The following is a 19,012-nucleotide window of genomic DNA, read 5'->3' as shown; positions in this document are numbered from 1 at the left end:
GTCAGTCGGGTTCGGGTGGTTCCTCGACGCCGTCGCGGTCGGCCCACTCCAGCAGCGGCTCCAGGGAGAACACGGCCTGGTCGATGTCCGCGTGGAGGTCGCCCAGCTCGGCGAAGCGGGCCGGGACGGTGGCGATGGTGAAGTCGCCGGGCTCGGCGTCGTCGATCTCGTCCCAGCGGATCGGCGTCGACACCGTGCCTTCGGGGTTGCCGCGGACCGAGTAGGCGCTGGCGATGGTGTGGTCGCGGGCGTTCTGGTTGTAGTCGACGAACAGCAGCCGCGGGTCGCGGTCCTTGCGCCACCAGGTCGTCGTGACGTCGTCCGGGGCGCGGCGTTCGACTTCGTGCGCGAAGGCCAAAGCCGCGCGGCGGACCTCCCGGAAACCCCACTCCGGCTTGATCCGGACGTAGATGTGCAGGCCGCGACCACCGGACGTCTTGGGCCAGCCGACCGCACCCAGCTCGTCGAGGACCTCGTGCGCGACGTGCGCGACGCGGCGGACGCGGTCGTAGCCGCAGTCGGGCATCGGGTCGAGGTCGATGCGCCACTCGTCCGGCTTCTCGGTGTCGGCGCGGCGCGAGTTCCAGGGGTGGAACTCCACTGTGGACATCTGCACCGCCCAGGCGACGTGGGCCAGCTCGGTCACGCACAGCTCGTCGGCGTGCCGGTTGTACCGCGGGAAGGTCACCCGGACGGTCTCCAGCCACGGCGGCGCCCCGTTCGGGACGCGCTTCTGGTGGACCTTCTCCCCCGCCACCCCGGACGGGAAGCGGTGCAGCATGCACGGCCGCTCGCGCAGCGCGTTGACGATGCCGTCGCCCACCGAAAGGTAGTAGTTGACCAGGTCGAGCTTCGTCTCGCCACGGGCCGGGAAGTACACCCGGTCCGGGTTCGAGATCCGCACGGTGTGCGGCCCGACCTCCAGCTCGACCGCCGCCGACTTCTGCGCCATGGCCCCGACCGTAGTCCAAAACCCGGGCTACCGTGGGGATCATGAGCCTGCCGCCGGACGGTCACGTCCACACCGAATGGTCGTGGGACACGGTCACCGGGTCGATGATCGGCTCGTGCGAACGGGCGCTGGAGCTGGGATTGCCGTCGGTGGCGTTCACCGAGCACGCGGACCTGACGCCGTGGCTGATCCCGGAGCCGGTCCGGCCGCTGCTGCCGGACCACTTCCGGGTGCGGCTGCGTCCGGACGGTGTCCTCGAGCCGCCGGACCTCGACGTCGCGGGGTACCTGGCGTGCGTCGAGGAGTGCCGGTCGCGGTTCCCTTCGCTGCGGATCCTTTCGGGCGTGGAGCTGAGCGAGCCGCACTGGCACCGCCCGCGAGCCGACGCGCTGCTCGCCGCCCACGACTTCGACCGCGTGCTCGGCTCGGTGCACTCGCTGCCGGAAGGCGGGCACCACCACGAGCTGACCTTGGTTTCGGGACGGCCGCCCGGCGAAATCCTGCGGGCCTACCTCGGAGAGGTGCTCGGGCTGGTCGAGTCGACGGCCGGCTTCGCCGTGCTCGCCCACATCGACTACGCGCTGAGGTCGTGGCCGGGTGAAGGACCGCCGTTCGTCGCGGCGGACTTCGAAGAGGAGTTCCGCACGGTGCTGCGCGCGCTGAAGGCGAGCGGCCGGGCGCTGGAGGTCAACACGAAGGTGCCGCTGCCGGGCGAGGTGGTGCGCTGGTGGTTCGAGGCGGGCGGCGAAGCGGTCGCGTTCGGCAGCGACGCCCACGAGCCCGGCCTGGTCGGCCACGGGTTCGCGGAGGCGGCGGCCATGGTCGAGAGCTGCGGCTTCCGGCCGGGCCGCACACCTCACGACTTCTGGTGCCGCTGACCCGCGGGTCAGGCCAGGGCGTGCCGCCCGTGGGTCCGGACTTCCGCGCTCTGGTCCAGCAGCCTCGCGGCGACCCGGCCGATCGCCGCGTCCAGTTCGGCCCGGTTGCCCGTGCCCCAGTCGCCGAGCCGGTCCGCGAGCCAGTCGTGCCACGCGCTGACCACCTTGCCGAACTCGGCACGGCCCGCGTCGGTCAGCTCCCAGCGGTCACGGACATAACGCAGGTGACCGGTCAGCTCCAGCCGGTTGAACGCCGGTTCCAGCACCGACGCCGGCACCCCGAAGTACTCGCCGATCGCCCGGAGCGTCGCCGGCTCGCCGCGGCGTTCGCGCAGGTGGACCTGCAGCAGGCACCAGATGCCGCCCTCGTCGAGGTCCGACCCGGCCCGGGAGACGATCGCCGGGGCCACCTTGCGGCGCTCGCGGAAGAACAGCGTCGCGACGGCGCGTTCCAGCTCGCGGTCGTCCGTACGGGCCTCCGGCATCGCGAAGCCGTCGCCGAGGTCCGGGGCCGCCGCCCGCGCCGTATCGCGAAGCGGGACCTCCTTCAGGAAGAACGCCAGGACGAACGCGACCAGCCCGACCGGCGCCGCGGCGAGGAACACCACGTGCAGGGAATCGCTGTACGCCTGGATCACCGGCGCCGACACCGGGTCCGGCAGCGCGTGCAGGGCGGTGGGCACCTGGATCGCCCGCGGGTCGACCCCGGGCGGCAGCGGGTGCGCGGCGACCGCCGCCGCGAGGTTCGGCGTCAGCTGGTTGGCGTACACCGTCCCGAAGATCGCCGCGCCGAACGAGCTGCCGATCGACCGCAGGAAAGTCACACCCGACGTGGCGACGCCGAGGTCGGCGTAGTCCACGGTGTTCTGCACGGCGATGGTCAGCACCTGCATGCCGAGCCCGATCCCGAGACCGAGCACCGCCATGTACGCCGACGCCTCCCAGAATCCGGTGTCGGAGTCCAGTCTCGACAGCAGGTAGAGCCCGATCGTCATGCCCGCGGCGCCGACCAGCGGGAAGATCTTGTAGCCCCCGGTCCTGCTCACCGCGTTGCCCGCGGCGATCGACGCGACGAGCAGCGCCAGGACCATCGGCAGCAGCCGCACCCCGGACGACGTCGCCGACGTGCCCTGCACGTACTGCATGTACGTGGGCAGGTACGACAACGCGCCCAGCATCGCGAACCCGACGACGAAGCTCATGATCCCGCCGACCGTGAACACCGGGTTCCGGAACAACCGCATCGGCAGCATCGGTTCCTTGGCCCGCAGCTCCACGAAGACGAACCCCGCGAGCAGCACCACCGAGCCGATCGCCATCCCGACGATCGTGGGCGAGCCCCACGCGTACTGCGTGCCACCCCAGCTCGTGACGAGCGTCAGGCCCGTCGCGGCAAGGCCGATGAGCAGGATCCCGGCGTAGTCGATCACCGGCTTGATCGCCGCGCGGGCGTTCGGCATCGCCGAAGACGCGACGATCAGCACCACGACGACCAGCGGGATGTTCACGTAGAACGCCCAGCGCCACGACAGGTGGTCGACGAAGAAGCCGCCGAGCATCGGGCCGGCCACGGTCACCACGCCGAACACCGAGCCGAGGACGCCCTGGTACTTGCCGCGCTCGCGCAGCGGGACGACGTCGGCGATGAGCGCGGTCGAGGTGACCATCAGCCCGCCGCCGCCCAGGCCCTGCACCGCGCGCCAGACGATCAGCCAGACCATGCTGTCGGCGAAGCCGGCGCAGAACGAGCCGATGCCGAACACGATCACCGACAGCTGGAACATCAGCTTGCGGCCGAACAGGTCGCCGAGCTTGCCGACGACGACGGTCATGATCGTCTCGGCCAGCAGGTAGGACGTGACCACCCAGGACAGGTGCCCGGCGCCGCCGAGGTCCCCGACGATGGTGGGCAGCGCGGTGCCGACGATGGTCTGGTCCAGCGCGGCCAGCAGCATCCCGAGCAGCACCGCGCCGAACACCGCATTGACCCGCGCCTTGCTCAGTGGCGCGGGCCCCGGCTCGTGGGCGATCTCCGCGGTGGCCGTCATCTCGCGCCCTCCTCGCTTGGCCTCCGAGGCTAGTGCGCGCCGTCCACTGTGGATAGCCACCCGTTCCGGTGGTCCGGGACGCTCAGAGGGCCCAGCGGTCCCGCGGTGGCGACTCGAGGACGAGCTCGCCGTCGACCGCCGCGGCGATCTCCTCGGGGGTCCAGACCTCCCGGTGCAGCACCGGCCGGATGATCGCGGGCTGGCGGACGGCGTGCAGGTGCCCGTCCGCCAGCCGCAGCACCTGCCCGGTGACGCCGGCCGAGAGGTCGCTGAGCAGGTACGTCACGAGCGGCGCCACCCGCTCCGGCGGGTACGCGTCGGGGTTTCCGTTCGGGTCCGCGGCCATCAGCCGGGTCCAGGCGATCGGGCTGACGGCGTTGACGCGCACGCCGCGGGAGGCCAGGTCGGCCGCCCACGAGTACGTCATCGACGCCACCGCGCCCTTCGACGCCGAGTAGGCGGCGGCACCGCGCTGCCCGATCATGGACCCGGAGGTCACGTTGACGATGACACCGTTGCCCTGGGCAACCATCACTTCCGCGGCCGCGGTGCCGCAGTGGAGCGGGCCGAGCACGTTGGTCTCGACCAGGGCCCGGGTGCGCCCGGCGTCGCCGTCCTCCCACGGCCGCGCGTGGTAGCCGACCGCGGCGTTGTTCACGAGGCCGTCGAGCCGGCCGAACCGGTTGCGGCACAGCGTGATCAGCTCACGGGCGTACTCCGCGTCGGCCACCGAGCCGACGCTCACGACGGCCGTGCCGCCGTCCGCTTCGATGGCGGCGACGGTCTCGCGCGCCGGTTCCGCGTCGACGTCGTTGACGACGACCGCGGCACCGCTGCCCGCCGCGTGCCGCGCGAAGGCCCGCCCCAGCCCGCGTCCGGCGCCGGTGATCACGACGGCCCGGCCGTCCAGGATTCCCATGCCCCCAGTGTGACCCCGGAATGGTCCGGACCGCACACTCAGGCCTCGCGGGCCAGCCGCACTTCGAACGGCCGGAACCCCTGCGCGCGGTAGAACGCCAGCGCGCCCTCATTGGCCGCGTAGGCGGTGACGGTGATTTCGTTGGCGCCCTTTTCCCGGGCCCAGTCGAAGAACGCGGCGACCAGCTCCGCGCCGACCCCGCTCCGGCGGTGCGCCGGGCCGACCCGCATGCTCTCCAGCACCGCGGTCACCGCGCCGGGCCGCAGGTCGATGGGGGGCCGCATCCTGCCGATCAAGTGCCCACCGCCGGCCAGCAGGCACAGGCAGTCCGGATCGTCGACCAGCTCCGCGTAGTAGGCGGCGCCCTCACGGTCCGGCCAGCCGAGGTCCATGCGCGGGTCGTGACGCCCGGCGTCTTCGGAGAACAGCCCACCGGCCGACTTGACGAGTTCGGGGACATCTTCGGGAACGCAGACGGAAACAGTCATGTCTTCGACCGTAACGGCGTGATTAATCGAAGTAAATCACGACTTTCAGGGCTTCAAATGGGCCAGGCTTTCCAAGGCGAGCTGTTCCAAATGGCCGGCCGCGGCGGCGCTTCCGCCCGCCGCGTGGAACGACGACGCCACGGTTTCCGCCGCCCGCCGGTACGACGGCTCGGCCAGCACCTCCTCGACGGCCGCCGCGATGCGGTCCGCGCCGGAGCGGCCGAACCGCAGCCGGATGCCCGCGCCGGCGGCCACCACCTGGGCCGCCACGATCGGCTGGTCGTCGCGGATCGGGGCCACCACCAGCGGGACACCGTGCCACAGCGCTTCGCACACGGTGTTGTGCCCCGCGTGGCAGAGCACGGCGTCCACCCGCGGCAGCAGGGGCAGCTGCGGGACCTGCGGGCGCACCAGGACGTTGGGCGGCACCGGTCCCAGCACCTCGCCGGGGTCGACGACGATCGCCCGCGCCTCCATCCCGGCGAACGCCTCCGCCGCGGTCGCGAGGAAGCTCGCCCCCGCTTCGGTGTTCGCCGTGCCCAAGGACACGAGCACCGTCGGCCGGAGCGGGTCGAGCCACTCCCACGGGAAGTCCGTTGTGGACGGACGCGATCCCAGCGACGGCCCGACGAGCCGCACCTTCGGCGGAAGCGCGGCCGCGCCCAGCAGTTCGCGGGTCGTGAACGCCAGCACGCCGTGCGGGGAGAACCGCGGGTCCGCCGAACCGCGGCCTTCGGCGATCCGCGCCCGCAGGTCGCCGACGAGCGAGGCGACCCACTCGGCGACCTTCGGCATGCCGGAAAGGGGGTCGATCAGCTCGGCGGACGTCGTCGCCGAAGTCACCCACGGCAGGCCACGTGCCTCGGCGAGCAGTCCGCCGGCCAAGGCCTGCTGGTCGGCGACCACGACGTGCGGCGCGAACGCGTCGATCGCGGCGGCGACGCCGGGGGCCATCGCGTCGGCCAGCGGGACGAGGAAGTCCTCCCAGAGGAACCGCAGCGCGGCCGGTCCCTTCAGCCCGGCCGGGCGCGCGGGGGCGCCGGCCGGCAGGCCGCAGGAGAAGACCAGCGCGGCCGGACCGGCCAGCTGCCACAGCAGCTCCTCGTGCCCGGCCCAGGCGACCTCGTGCCCGCGCGCGGCAAGCTCGGCCGCCACGCCGGCGGCCGGGTTGACGTGCCCGACCAGCGGCGGGACGACGAACAGGAACCGGGCCACTACCGCACCCGCGCCGGGACGCGCGAAACGTCGCGGACCCAGTCGAAGATCAGGTCGATCGTCTCCGCGGTCCGCTCGACCAGCACCGAGTGACCCTGGTCGGGCAGCACGACGCAGCGGCAGCGGTCCAGGTGCGTCTCGAAGTGCGGCACCTGGGCGGCGAGGCCCGAGTCGCCGCCGAAGATCGCGAACACCGGGCAGCGCACGGCCGAGAGGTCGGCGGCGATCGTCGCGCTGCGCGGGATGTCCTCGGCGATCGTGGTGGTCTGGAGGATCTTGTTGGCCGCCTTGGACAACCGCGCGGTGTGCGCGCCGTGGTTGTCGGCGATCCAGCCGATCACCTCGTCGATGGCCAGGCGGGTCTTCGCGTCGGCGAGCCCGTCGGCCATGTGCCCGGTCCACTCGTCGGTCGGCGGTTCGCCTTCGATCACGACGACGCTGGCGACCCGGTCCGGCCGGGCGGCGGCCAGCCCCAAGGCCACCGACGCGCCGAACGAGTTGCCGACCACGTGCACCGGCCGCGTGACACCGGTCGCGTCGAGGAGCGCGACGAGGTCGCCGACGAACTCCTCCAGGTGGTAACCCGACGCCGGGCGCGTCGTGCGGCCGTGCCCGCGCAGGTCGTACATCAGCACGTCGAGGCCGCGTTCGGCGAACGCCGGGCCGAGCGTGAAGTAGTAGCTGGCCAGGCTGTCGGTGAGCAGCCCGTGCACGCACACGACGAGCGGCGCGTCCCCGTCGAGCGGGACCTCCGGGGTGAGCCGCTGGACGTGCACGTCCAGTTCGCCGGCGCGGATCCGGCTCACGCCGTCGCCCGCAGGGAAGCGACGATGTAGCGGACGAGCTCGCCGACGGTCAGCGCGATGATCTCCTCCAGGTCGCGCTCGGCGATGAACGTCGCGAAGTTGACGCGCTCGCCGTAGTGCTCGCGCAGCTGCCCGGACAGCGCCACCAGGTCGACGCTCTCCAGCTCGAGATCGTCGTGGAACGTGGTGTCCATGGTGATCTCGGCGTCGTCCAAGCCGTACTCTTCGAGCAGCTCCTGCAGCATCTCGCTGAGCTGAGCCAACACGGACACCTCGTCCGTGGCCGTGGTCTCGATGCTCATTCCCCGGTCTCCTTCGTCTCTTCGGTCCAGGCGACGACGTAGTGGCGCGGCGGTGCGCCGGGCGGGCTGTCGACGTCGGTGCAGCGCACGGCGTGGTCGGCCCCGGCCGCGCGGACGGTGAGCGCGTCCGGCGCCGCCGCGATGACTTCGAAGTCCCGGGGCTCGCCGCGCAGGCCGGTGCCGAGCAGCTTCGCCACGGCTTCCTTGGCGGTCCAGAACCGGGCGAACCAGCGCTCCGGATCGCCGGGAAGGCCGGCGAACAGGGCCTGCTCACCCGCACCCAGCGCGGCGTCCACAGTGGACTCCGTCCGCGGCGCGACCTCTTCGACGTCGATGCCGCACCGGCCGTGCCGGGCGATCGCCACGCCGACTTCGCCCCGGTGGGCCAGGGAAACCGTCAACGGCGGCAGCTCACGGCCGTAGGCGCCGGTCGCGTGTGGACGGCCGGCGTCGTCGTTGCCGATGCGCAGCTCGGCCGGGAACATCTCGGGCTCGCCGCCGGCCCAGAGGAACTGGCGGACGGCGTCCTTGGCCGCGATCCGGCCGAGCAGCCACTGACGCCGGCCCCGCGGCGGCCGCTGGTCGTAGGCGTCGCGTTCGGCGCCCGCGAGGTAGTTGCGCATGATCAGCTCGCGGGTCGCCAGGTCCGGCCACTGCTCGTGGACCAGCGCCCAGCCGCCCGGCTGCTCGACCGACAGCGTCGAACGCTCGGGCGTGCGGTCGGCCTGGCGGATGTGCGGGGTGCTGTCGAAGCGGCGGTCGCGCCAGCCGGTGAACTCGGCCCAGACCTGCCCGTCGTGGACGAGCTGCATGTCGGCGTCGAGGAACTCGCCGCTCAGCGCGGTGATCCTGACCAGGCACTCCAGGCGCTCGCCGGGCGCCGGGTGCGGGCCGTGGAAGCGGATCTCACGCATGCCGACCGGGAAGACGGTGGTGCGCTCGGTCAGCCGGGACATGATCCAGTAGCCGAGCACCTGGCCGACGTTGTCGAGCAGGGCGCCGGGCGCGGCCGGCGTCGTCAGCACGGCCCGGACGTGCCGCTCGCCGACCGCGGTCAGCTCGGTGACGCCCTGGAAGCGCGGGCCGTGGAACATCCAGCGTTCGTCGTACAGCTGCGCCGCCGTGGTTTCCGGCACCTGCTCGGCCGACGCGGGGAAGCGCCACGGCGCGGGTGCGTCGGCCGGGTAGGCCGGGGCGAGTTCGACGGTGGCCTGGGAGTAGCCGTCGAGGGCGGCCAGCACGCGGTCGGGACCCTGCGGCCGGACCCGCACGCCGACGGTCACGGCCGGCACCGCCGTGATCCACTGGGTCAACCGGACGTCGTGCACGGCGACCGCGCGGCGACCGGGCGCGGCCTGCTCGGCGAAGCCCATCAGGTGGTCGATCACCGTGGTCGCCGGCACCACCGGCCAGCGGTCACCCGGCTCGGCCTGCGGCGGCTGCTTGAAGAAGCAGTGGTCGAGCAGGTACGGCATCGCCTCGACGGACACGGTCAGCGTCGTGTCCAGCTCGACCGGTGGCGGAGCTTTCACGGGAAAGCTCCGTCCTGGGTCGGCACTTTCTCGCGAACGTGGCGCATCGGGGCGGCCGGTGAGGAGCGTGGACGCGAGATCGGCCGTGTCGGCCAGCAGCGCGGCGAACTCCGCGGCGAGTGGCCCCTTCCCGGCCAGGCTGTCCACAGTGGACGTGCGGGTGGCCGGCAGGGCGATCCGCGCGCGGACCTCGTCGTCCAGGGAGATCAGGCGCCCGCCGAGATCCAGCTTGACGGCCCGGTGCGGTACCGGGCGGTCGCCGGGCAGCCGCGCGAAGTCGATGTCGGCGCCGTCGGCCCACAACGCGGTCGCGACGCGGCGCAGCTGCGCGAGCCCGGGCCGGTGCGCCGAGTGCGCGGCCACGACGAGGTGGTCTTCGCCGTGCAGGGTGTCGCCGACCAGCGAGCCGAGCTGCCCGGCGCCGACCTGCACGAAGGCCCGGAAGCCCGCCGCGTGCATCGCGCGTACGAGCGGCCGGAACCGGACGGGTTCCAGCAGGTGCCGCACGAACAGCTCGCGGACGTCCGCCTCGGCGGCCGGGTATTCGGACACCGTGGTCGCCGACCAGATCGGCAGCCGCGGCGGATGCAGGGTGAACCCGGCGGCCGCCTCGCGGATCGGGCCCAGGTAGGGCCGCAGCATCGGCGTGTGGAAGCCGGACCGGAACGGCAGCACCTGCGCGACGATTCCGGCGTCGCGAAAGCGCGTGACGAGGACGTCGACCGCGGCCGCCGGGCCGCAGACCATCGCCTGGTTCGGCGAGTTGTCGTGGGAGAGCACGACGTCGGTGCGTCCGGCCAGTTCCTCGGCCACCCGGGGCGCGGGCGCGCCGATCGCGGCGAACGCGAGGCCGGGGACGACGAGCGCGTCCGGGTCGAACCCGGCGAGGAACGCGTCGACCTCCGCTTCGGCGTGCACGCCGGCGACGGCCATCGCCGTCCACTCCCCCAGGCTGTGGCCGGCGACGGCGTCCGGGGTGACGCCCAGCCGGCCGAGCGCGGAGTTCAGCAGGCGGCCCAGTTCGAACACCGCGGTGCCCTGGCGGCCGACGTCGCCGACCGCGACGTCGTCGTGGTCCCACGGCAGCCCGAAGTGGCGGGCGACGTCGCCGCAGTTGAGCGCCAGCTCCGATTCCAGGCCGGGGAACAGGAACGCCAGCTTGCCACCGCCGGGCCCGAGCAGCGGGCGGTCGGCGAACCAGACGTCGTTGCGGCCGCGCCACGGCTTGCCGCGGGCCATCGCCTTGCGGGCCAGGGCCAGCCGCTTCTCCGTCGGGTCGACGATGCCGAGCCGGACCGGGCCCTCGCCGGTGGCCGGCGATCCGGGCCGGTCGAGCCGCTCGCGCAGCTCGTCGATGCTCCGGGCGGCCAGCCGCAGCACCCGCTCCGGCTCCCGGACGACCACCGCGGACACCGGGCGCCCCGGGGCTTGCTCCAGCACGACGTGGGCGTTGATCCCGCCGAACCCGAACGCGTTGACGCCGGCCCGGCGCACGTCGGCGTCCCACGGCCGGGCGGTGTCCACAGTGGAGAACCGGGTCTTCTCGAGCATCGGGTGCGGATCGTCGCAGTGCAGGGTGGGCAGCAGGACGCCGTGGTGCACGGCCAGCGCCGCCTTGACCAGCCCGGCGATCCCGGCGGCGGGCATCGTGTGCCCGATCATCGACTTGACCGAGCCGAGCACCGCCGCGCCCGCGCTGCCGAACACCTCGGCCAGGGTCTCGAGTTCGGCCGTGTCGCCGGCCGGGGTCGCGGTGCCGTGCGCTTCCAGGAGCCCGATCGAATCCGGGGCCGCCGGGTCCAGGCCCGCGGCCGCCCACGCCTGGCGCACCGCGCGGACCTGGCCGCCGGAGTCCGGGCTGGCCAGGCTCGCCGTGCGCCCGTCGGAGGCGACGCCGGTGCCGGTGATCACGGCGTAGACGCGGTCACCGTCGCGTTCGGCGTCGGCCAGGCGCTTCAGGACGACGACGCCGGTGCCCTCGCCGATCAGCACGCCGTCGGCGTCGCGGTGGAACGGCCGGATGCGCTCGGACGGCGACAGGGCGCCGAGCTGGGTGAACACGCTCCAGAACGTGATGTCGTGGCAGTGGTGGACTCCGCCGGCGAGCACGACGTCGCAGCGGCCGGTGGCCAGTTCGCGCACGGCGTGGTCGACGGCGATCAGCGAGGACGCGCAGGCGGCGTCCACGGTGTACGCCGGGCCGCGCAGGTCGAGCCGGTTGGCGAGCCTCGACGCGGCCAGGTTGGGCACGAGCCCGATCGCGGACTCCGGCGCTTCCGGGCCGAGCTGGTCGGTGAAGGCCTGCCGGACGGCGTCGAGGCGGTCCTCGTCGAGGTCCGGCAGCAATTCCCCGAGGGTGCGGACGAGCTGGCTCGCGGTGCGGACGCGCTGGTCGAGCCGCACCAGCCCGGGCGTCAGGTAACCGCCGCGCCCGAGGACGACCCCCACCTTGGCCCGATCCGCGGGCAGCCGCTCCGGGCCGCCGGCGTCCGCGACGGCCTGCGCCGCGACCCGCAGCGCGATCAGCTGGTCGGGTTCGGTGGCGGGCACGGAGTTCGGCATGATCCCGAACCCGGTGACGTCCACTTCGGCCAGTTCGTCGACGAACCCGCCGCGCCGGCAGTAGACGCGGTCGGCCCGCCGCTCGTCCGGCGCGTAGTGCAGGCTGTCCCACTTCTCCGGCGGCACCTCGGTGATCGCGTCGACGCCGCCCGCGAGGTTGCGCCAGTACGCCGCGAGGTCCGGGGCCCCGGGCAGCAGCACCGACATCCCGACGATCGCCACGCGCATGCTGGTCACCACCCCGAAGCGGTGTGGACGACGGCCGAGACGTCCGGGCGGCCCCAGGCCAGCTCGCGCAGCAGGCCGAGGGTGCCCTCCTCCGGGTCGATCAGCTCGATGCCGCGGCGGGCGTAGTCGCGCATCAGCGCGGGTGTCACCATGCCGTCGTGGTCGCCGGTCGGCGCCCACGGTCCCCAGTGGACGGTCACCGCGCGCCCGGCGGGCCACCGCCGTCCGAGGGCTTCGAGGGCGTCGTTGGCGGCGGCGTAGTCCGACTGGCCGCGGTTGCCGAGGGCGGCGGCGATGCTGCCGAACAGCACGACGAACTTGGGCTCGTCGGGCAGGTCGGCGGTCGCTTCCAGGAGCGTCCTGGCCCCGTCCACCTTGGTGCCGTAGACGCGGGCGAACGACTCCGGTGTCTTGTCGGCGACGAGCTTGTCTTCGATGACGCCGGCCGCGTAGACGATGCCATCGAGGCGGCCGTACTCGGCGTGGATCTCCTTGACCGCGCGGTGCACGGCTTCGGCGTCGAGCATGTCGACGGACTGGTAGCGCACCGGGCTGCCGAGCGCTTCGAGCTGCCGGAGGGTCTTGCGGACTTCGCGTTCGCTCTCGATCCGGCGGACGCTCTTCTCGATCTCGGCGGGGCTCTTCAGCCCGGCTTCGATGAGTGCCTTTCGGAGTTCTCCGGCGTCCTTCGCCTGCGGGTATTCGTCTTCGTCCGCCGGCGGCGCGGTCCGGCCGAGCAGTTCGACGCGGCAGCGCGTCGCGGCGGCGACGGTGCCGGCGAACCGGGCGGTGATGCCCTTGGCGCCCCCGACCAGCAGCACGACGGAGTCACGGTCCAGGCCGATCGCGGCCGCTTCGGCGGCACCGTCGCCGGCCGGGCCCGCGCCGCTGCTGCCGAGGAGGCCGAGCCCGTGCTCGGTGGGCTCGAGCCCGCGGCGTTTCGGTCCTTCCCGGATCACGACGGGCGCCCGGTCCACGGTGGACAGTTCGGCGACGAGGGCTTCGGCATCGGCGTGTTCGACGACTCGGGCGAGGGTGTCCGGGTATTCGCGGGAGATGCTGCGGTAGAAGCCGCGGAGCCCTTCGGCCGGTCCGGCGGTGAGCAGCCATCGCGGCCGCTGCGCGAGGGCGGCTTGGTACAGGGAGAACGCGGCGGGCAGGACGGAGTCGCCGTCGGGGAGGTGGAGGTAGCCGTCGAAGCCGGGGCGGATGTCGTCGCCGATCTCGGCTTCGGCGCCGCGGGCGGTCAGTTCGGCGTGGAGGGCGTCGGCTCCCGGGCCGGCGCCGAGGACGAGGAACCGCCGCCCGGCGATGTCGGGCGCGGTGGCCGGGCCGAGGTCGACCTCGGTCATGAGGTACCGCTTCGGGGCCACGATCACCGGCCGCGGCTCGGCCCCGTTCGCGGCGGGCTCACCGGCCACGGGCGCCGGGCCGGAAAGGTTCGCCGCGTCTCCCGTGTCGGCCGGCGCGCGGCCCTCGCTTCCGCCGTCCAGGATCTCGGCGATCCCCGCCGCCGTGCGGGCTTTGGCCAGTTCCTCCACCTCGCCGGTGCCCAGGCGGATCGTCAGCTCGCCCGCGATCTCCGCTCGCTTGATCGAGTCGATGCTCAGGTCGGCTTCGAGGTCGAGGTCCGGCTCGATCATCTCCGGCGGATAGCCCGTCCGCGTCCCGATCACCTCGACCACGGTCTCCAGCACCGAACTCCCCGAAGCGGGCGCCTCGGGCGCCACGTCGGGGTGCACCGCACCGATCAGCTCGGCGATCGCCGCCGCCGTCCGGGCCTTGGCGAACTCCTCGACGTCGCCGCCGGCCAGGCCGAGCCGGGAGGCCAGCTCGCCCGCGATCTCGGCCCGCTTGATCGAGTCCACGCTCAGGTCGGCTTCGAGATCGAGGTCCGGCTCGATCATCTCCACCGGGTACCCGGTCCGTTCCCCGATCACCTCGACGATCGTCTCCAGCACCGGTCGCACCGCCGGCGCCGGAACCGGACTCGGAGCCGAAACCGGAACCGCCGAAGCGGCCGGAAGCGGCGGAATCGCCTCGACCACCGGGAGCGACCGGGCGACCGGCGCGTCATTTCCGAGGAAGCTCAAAAGCACGTCCCGCTGAGCGGCGATCATCTCGCGGCTCGTCCGCAGGAAGTCGGTGACCATCGCCTCCGAAGTCGCCGCCTCCGGCGCGACCGACAGGCCCAGCGAGACGCGCGAAGCCGGCTGCAGAGCACCGGCCGGGATCGTGCCGTCCGCGGTGCGGAGCAGGTGGCCGTCCACCGTCCACCCGGGACGCTTCGGCCGAGGGACGGACGCCGCGTCGAGCGCGTCGCGGCCGCGGAACAGCCAGCCCGTCTCGACCGGTACCCCGGCCACGGCCAGCTGCGCCAGCGCGCCGAGGAAACCCGGCAGGCCACGGCGGCCCGGCTGCTCGAACCCGACCGTCCGATGGGGGCGGTCGCCGAGGATCGCGCCCACCTGCCTGGCCAGCACCGCACCCGGTCCGGCCTCGACGAACACCCGTGCCCCGGCCGCGTACATCGCCTCGATCTGCTCGACGAACCGGACCGGCGAACCCACCTGCGCCGCCAGCTCGTCGCGGATCTCGTCCGGTGCGGCCGGGTAGGGTCCCGCGGTCCGGTTCGCGTAGACCGGGACGCCGGGTCGCACGACGCCGATCGCGCCGAGTGCAAGCCCGAACGCCGCGCCCGCCGAAGCGACCAGCGGGCTGTGGAACGCGCACGCGACCGAAATCCGTTTCGCGCCGAGCCCGGCCGCGCGCAGCTGCGTGACCGCGGCTTCGACGTCGGCGGTCGGGCCGGAGATGACCGTCTGCTCGGGCGAGTTGTGGTTGGCCAGGACCACGGTGGACGCCGTCACGACCGCACGCACAGCCTCCGCCGCCGCCGCGACCGCCGCCATCGCACCCGGGTCGCCCGCGGGGATGGCGTCGAGGATCGCCGCCGCCCGGGCGTGGCTCGCGTGCAGCAGCGCCTCCGGGGTGAAGGTGCCCGCCGCGGCCAGCGCCGTCAGCTCGCCGTAGCTGTGCCCGCCGACCATCGCCGGCCGGACGCCCGCGCGGGTCAGCAGCCGGAACGCGGCCAGCCCGACCAGGCCGAGCGCGGGCTGGGCGACGCGGGTGTCGGTGACGCGGTCGGCCAGGTCCTGCCGGGCCCGCTCGCCGAACACCGCCGGGCCGAACACGACGTCGGCCGTCGGCGGGTCCAGGCGCAGGTACCGCTGCAGCTCGGGGAAAGCGACGAACAGCTCCGCGAACATGCCCGGCCGCTGGCTGCCCTGCCCGGGGAACAACACCGCGACGTCGCCGGTGAGCTCGTCGCCGGCGCGGTACAGCCCGGGAGCGTCCGCACCCGCGAGTGCCTGCCGCAGCAACGTGGTCAGCTCGTCCACAGTGGACGCGACTACCGCGAGCCGGACCGGCCGGCCCTGGGCGCGCAGCGACGCGGAGAGCGCCAGGTCCCGCAGCCGCCAAGGCTGCCGTCCGGCCGGGACTTCGGTAGCGGAAGCCAGCAGGTCGCGGACGGCCGCGTCCGTGGTGAAGACGAACAGCTCGGCCGGCCACTCGTCGGCGGAGAGTGCGGGCGGCACGCTGTCGTGCGCGCCGAGCACGACGTGGAAGTTGGTCCCGCCGAAGCCGAACGCGCTGACGCCGGCGATCCGCTCGGCGGGCGGCGCGGCCCATGGCTGCGCCGCGGACTGGAACACGAACGGGCTCGTCGACGCGTCCCACGCGGGGTTCGGCGCCGAGAGGTGCAGCGTCGGCGGCTTGACGCCGGTGTGCAGGGCCAGCGCGGTCTTGACCAGCCCGGCCAGGCCCGCCGCGCACTTGGTGTGCCCGATCTGGGACTTCACCGAACCGATCGTGCAGCCACCCGGCGCCGCGCCGGCCTCGGTGAACACCTTCGTCAGCGTGCTCAGCTCGGTCCGGTCGCCGACGACGGTCCCGGTGCCGTGCGCCTCGACCAGCCCCACGGCGGCCGGCGAGACACCGGCGTTGCGATAAGCGCGGGTCAGCGCGGTGTGCTGGCCCTCCGGCCGCGGCGCGGTCAGCCCGAGCGCCCGCCCGTCGGAAGCCGCCCCGACGCCCTTGATCACGGCGTACACGCGGTCGCCGTCGCGTTCGGCGTCGGCGAGCCGCTTCAACGCGACGCAGGCGACTCCTTCACCCAGCGCGATGCCGTCGGCCGCGCTGTCGAACGTCGCCGACCGCCCGGTCGGCGAGAGAGCGTGCGCCGAGGCGAACAGCAGGTAGTCGTTGATGCCGTTGTGCAGGTCCGCGCCACCGCAGAGGACGAGGTCGCTGGTCCCGGCGGTCAGTTCCTTGCAGGCCACGTCGACGGCGGTCAGCGACGACGCGCACGCGGCGTCCACCGTGTAGTTCGCGCCGCCCAGGTCGAGCCGGTTGGCGATCCGCCCGGCGATGACGTTCGCCAGCACGCCCGGGAAGGAGTCCTCGGTGATCCGCGGCAGCCGGTCGTCCAGTTCGGACGGCAGTTCGCCCACGTAGGACGGCAGCACGGTCCGCAGGGACATCGCGTTCGACAGGTCGCTGCCCGCCTCGGCACCGAACACCACCGACGTCCGGGCCCGGTCGAACGCGCGGTCGGCGTAGCCCGCGTCGGCCAGCGCGCGGTGCGCGGCCTCCAGCGCCAGCAGCTGCACCGGCTCGATGCTGGCCAGCGACGACGGCGGGATGCCGTACTTCAGCGGGTCGAACCCGATCTCGGGCAGGAACCCGCCCCAGCGCGACGGCGTCTTCTCGCCCTGGCCGTCCGGGTCGTAGTAGAGAGAGGTGTCCCAGCGCTGCGGCGGGACCTCGGTGACCGCGTCGGCGCCGGCCAGGACGTTCGCCCAGAACGTGGCCAGGTCGGGCGCCTGCGGGAACATGCAGGCCATACCGACGATCGCGATCTCGAGCGGCGCGGGCGCCGGGGGTTCCGGGGTCGCGATCCCGAACGCGGCGGCCCGCTCGCGCAAGACCGCGTTCGCGCCTTCCCCCACCGCGTGGTGCAGGTCGGCGATCGTGGTGACGGCCGAGCGCAGCACGGCGACCTCGCCCGCCATGAACATGCCTTCGGCGAGCTGCCGGTCCTCGCCGACGTCGCGCAGTTCGGCGCCGACGCGCTCGATTCCCTTGCTGGCCAACCGAAGGCGCCCGACGTTCAACGTCTCCAGGTGCTCCCACGCGTCCCGGCTCGGCACGCCCCGCTCGGCGAGCTCCGCCTTGATCGCCGCGTACTCCTCGGTGAACGGGCTGCGCACGCAGCGGGTCGCGTGGCCCGGCGCGGTTTCCAGCAGGTCGGTGTGCCGCGCCGCCAAAAGCTGCCGCTGGAACGCCGGGAGCACGGCGCCGGCGTCGACGGCCTCGCGCGTGAAGAGGTAGGCGGTGCCCATCAGGACCCCGATCGCGGCGCCGCGCGCGGCCACCGGCGCGGCGAGCGCGGCCACCATCGCGGCCGACCGCTCGTCGTGGATCCCGCCGGCGAACAGCAGCTGCAGGCCGGGAGCCGCGTCCGGCGTGGCCGTCAGGAAGTCCGCGAGGACGCCGAGCTGCGCTTCCCACAAGGGGAAACTGGTGCGCGGCCCGACGTGACCGCCGCATTCGGAACCTTCGAAGACGAACTTGCGGGCGCCGGCTTCGAGGAACTGCTTCAGCAGTCCCGGCGACGGCACGTGGAGGAAGGTGGCGATCCCGGCGTCCTCGAGCGCGGCGGCCTGCGCGGGCCGGCCGCCGGCGATGATCGCGTGCGTCGGCCGCAGCTCCCGGATGACTTCCAGCTGCGCGGCCTTGACGTCTTCGGCGGCGAACCCCAGCACGCCGACGCCCCAGGGCGCGTCGCCGACGGAGGCGCGGGTCCGCTCGAGGACGTCGCGGGTCTGCTCCGGGCCGGACAGGGCCAGCGCGATGAACGGCAGCGCGCCGCCCGCGGCGACCTCGGCGGCGAACGCGGGCTGGTCGCTGACCCGGGTCATCGGTCCCTGCGCGATCGGCAGCGCCGTGCCGAGCGCGCGGCTGCCCGCGCTGCCGGGTCCCAGCACCGGGGTCTCGACGCGCAGAGCCGCACCGGTGGCGTCGGCAAGGCCCCGGACGGCCGCCGTCACGGTGCCCCAGCGGTCACGGAAGCGGGTGGCGAGGAAGACGTCCTGGCCGGCTTCGACCGGCTCGAAGCCGTGGCGCGCCAGGCGGCGGACGCCGTCGACGACCGTCGTTTCGGAGCCGTCCAGCCCGGTGAGCGCGCGGGTGAGCGCCGACGGGAGCTCGGCTTCCGGCAGCAGGGCGAGCTGGGTGTCGATCACCACGCCGGCCGCCCCGCCCGCGATCGCGGCGGCCGCGGTGTGCGGGCCGATGCCGCCCGCGGCCCACACCGGAACCTCGAGGGACTCGTCGGCGAGGAGAGCCTGAAGCAGCACGAACGTGCTCAGTTCACCCGTCCGGCCGCCGCATTCGTGACCGCGGGCGATCAGGCCGGCGGCACCTGCGGCGACGGCGCGCGCGGCCGACGCCCGGCTGGTGACCTCCGCCAGCACCCGGCGGCCGGGGAAGTCTTCCGCGGTACACGGGGAGTCCTCGGTCAGCAGGACGGTGGTCGCGGCTTCGGGCAGATCGACGACCGGGGCGTCCAGCCGGACGCCGAAGTCCGGGACGCCCCATTCGCCCAGCAGCGCAAGCTCATCCGCGGCGGCTCCGCCGGTGAGGTCGAGCACGCCGAGCCCGCCCCCGCGCACGGCGGCCGCGACCCCGCGGGCCGACGGCCACCGCACCGGCGACACGGCGACGACCAGGTCCGGTTTCGGGACACGCATGGGCACTCCCGTTACGCACGAATGGGTGATGGGTAACGGGGTGTACTTAAGCGGGTTCCCACGGGTTCCGTCAACAACCCACCACGATTTCGTCGCGATGGTTCAGAAAATTCGGGATGGACCAGCCGGAGGACGCAAGAATTTAACGTCGCCGTCACGTTCCGCGCGCAGGGAAGGGGCGCCGGATTGCCGTTGTACGGCAGCCGACGGCCGCCCACAGCCGGCCGAACCTGCGCCTCGTGTCCCACACGCGCCCAGATGGGGCAA

The 19,012-nt window shown here is 73.6% G+C and carries 10 protein-coding genes; 1 reads left to right on the top strand and 9 read right to left on the bottom strand.

Features of this window, described 5'->3' with window-relative positions:
• Position 1: 1 nt before the first annotated feature.
• Positions 2–952 (bottom strand): non-homologous end-joining DNA ligase, encoded by a 951-nt coding sequence (gene ligD, locus ABZ342_RS20775; RefSeq protein WP_360475303.1) that lies wholly within the window; start codon positions 950–952, stop codon positions 2–4.
• Between the two features lie 41 nt (positions 953–993).
• Here ligD and ABZ342_RS20770 point away from each other — a divergent pair, with 41 nt between their 5' ends.
• The gene (locus ABZ342_RS20770; RefSeq protein WP_360475300.1) at positions 994–1,830 is read left to right on the top strand and encodes a PHP domain-containing protein; all 837 of its coding nucleotides are present in this window, start codon (positions 994–996) and stop codon (positions 1,828–1,830) included.
• An 8-nt stretch (positions 1,831–1,838) separates the two neighbouring features.
• Here the strand turns inward: ABZ342_RS20770 and ABZ342_RS20765 are convergent, their stop codons facing one another.
• From ABZ342_RS20765 to ABZ342_RS20730, 8 genes are all read right to left on the bottom strand, one after another.
• Positions 1,839–3,878, bottom strand: a complete 2,040-nt coding sequence (locus ABZ342_RS20765) for an MDR family MFS transporter (protein WP_360475297.1) — start codon at positions 3,876–3,878, stop codon at positions 1,839–1,841.
• Positions 3,879–3,960: 82 nt separating this feature from the next.
• The gene (locus ABZ342_RS20760) at positions 3,961–4,797 is read right to left on the bottom strand and encodes an SDR family oxidoreductase (protein WP_360475294.1); all 837 of its coding nucleotides are present in this window, start codon (positions 4,795–4,797) and stop codon (positions 3,961–3,963) included.
• Positions 4,798–4,835: 38 nt separating this feature from the next.
• Positions 4,836–5,285, bottom strand: coding sequence for a GNAT family N-acetyltransferase (locus tag ABZ342_RS20755; protein WP_360475291.1), 450 nt, complete (start codon positions 5,283–5,285; stop codon positions 4,836–4,838).
• A 45-nt stretch (positions 5,286–5,330) separates the two neighbouring features.
• Positions 5,331–6,500, bottom strand: coding sequence for a glycosyltransferase (locus tag ABZ342_RS20750; RefSeq protein WP_360475288.1), 1,170 nt, complete (start codon positions 6,498–6,500; stop codon positions 5,331–5,333).
• Positions 6,500–7,306 (bottom strand): alpha/beta hydrolase, encoded by an 807-nt coding sequence (locus ABZ342_RS20745; protein ID WP_360475285.1) that lies wholly within the window; start codon positions 7,304–7,306, stop codon positions 6,500–6,502. The genes ABZ342_RS20750 and ABZ342_RS20745 overlap by 1 nt, the downstream gene beginning before the upstream one ends.
• Entirely contained in the window at positions 7,303–7,608 is a 306-nt protein-coding gene (locus ABZ342_RS20740; RefSeq protein WP_360475282.1) for a phosphopantetheine-binding protein, read from the bottom strand. The genes ABZ342_RS20745 and ABZ342_RS20740 overlap by 4 nt, the downstream gene beginning before the upstream one ends.
• The gene (locus ABZ342_RS20735; protein WP_360475279.1) at positions 7,605–11,930 is read right to left on the bottom strand and encodes a beta-ketoacyl synthase N-terminal-like domain-containing protein; all 4,326 of its coding nucleotides are present in this window, start codon (positions 11,928–11,930) and stop codon (positions 7,605–7,607) included. Before ABZ342_RS20735 ends, ABZ342_RS20740 begins: the two co-directional genes overlap by 4 nt.
• 5 nt (positions 11,931–11,935) lie before the next feature.
• Positions 11,936–18,745, bottom strand: coding sequence for an SDR family NAD(P)-dependent oxidoreductase (locus ABZ342_RS20730; protein WP_360475276.1), 6,810 nt, complete (start codon positions 18,743–18,745; stop codon positions 11,936–11,938).
• Positions 18,746–19,012 lie beyond the last annotated feature (267 nt).

Source organism: Amycolatopsis sp. NPDC005961 (assembly GCF_040629235.1).
Classification (GTDB): Bacteria; Actinomycetota; Actinomycetes; order Mycobacteriales; family Pseudonocardiaceae; genus Amycolatopsis; species Amycolatopsis camponoti.
The sequence above is the reverse complement of the archived record's forward strand: the minus strand, read 5'-3'. Positions and strand labels throughout refer to the sequence as shown.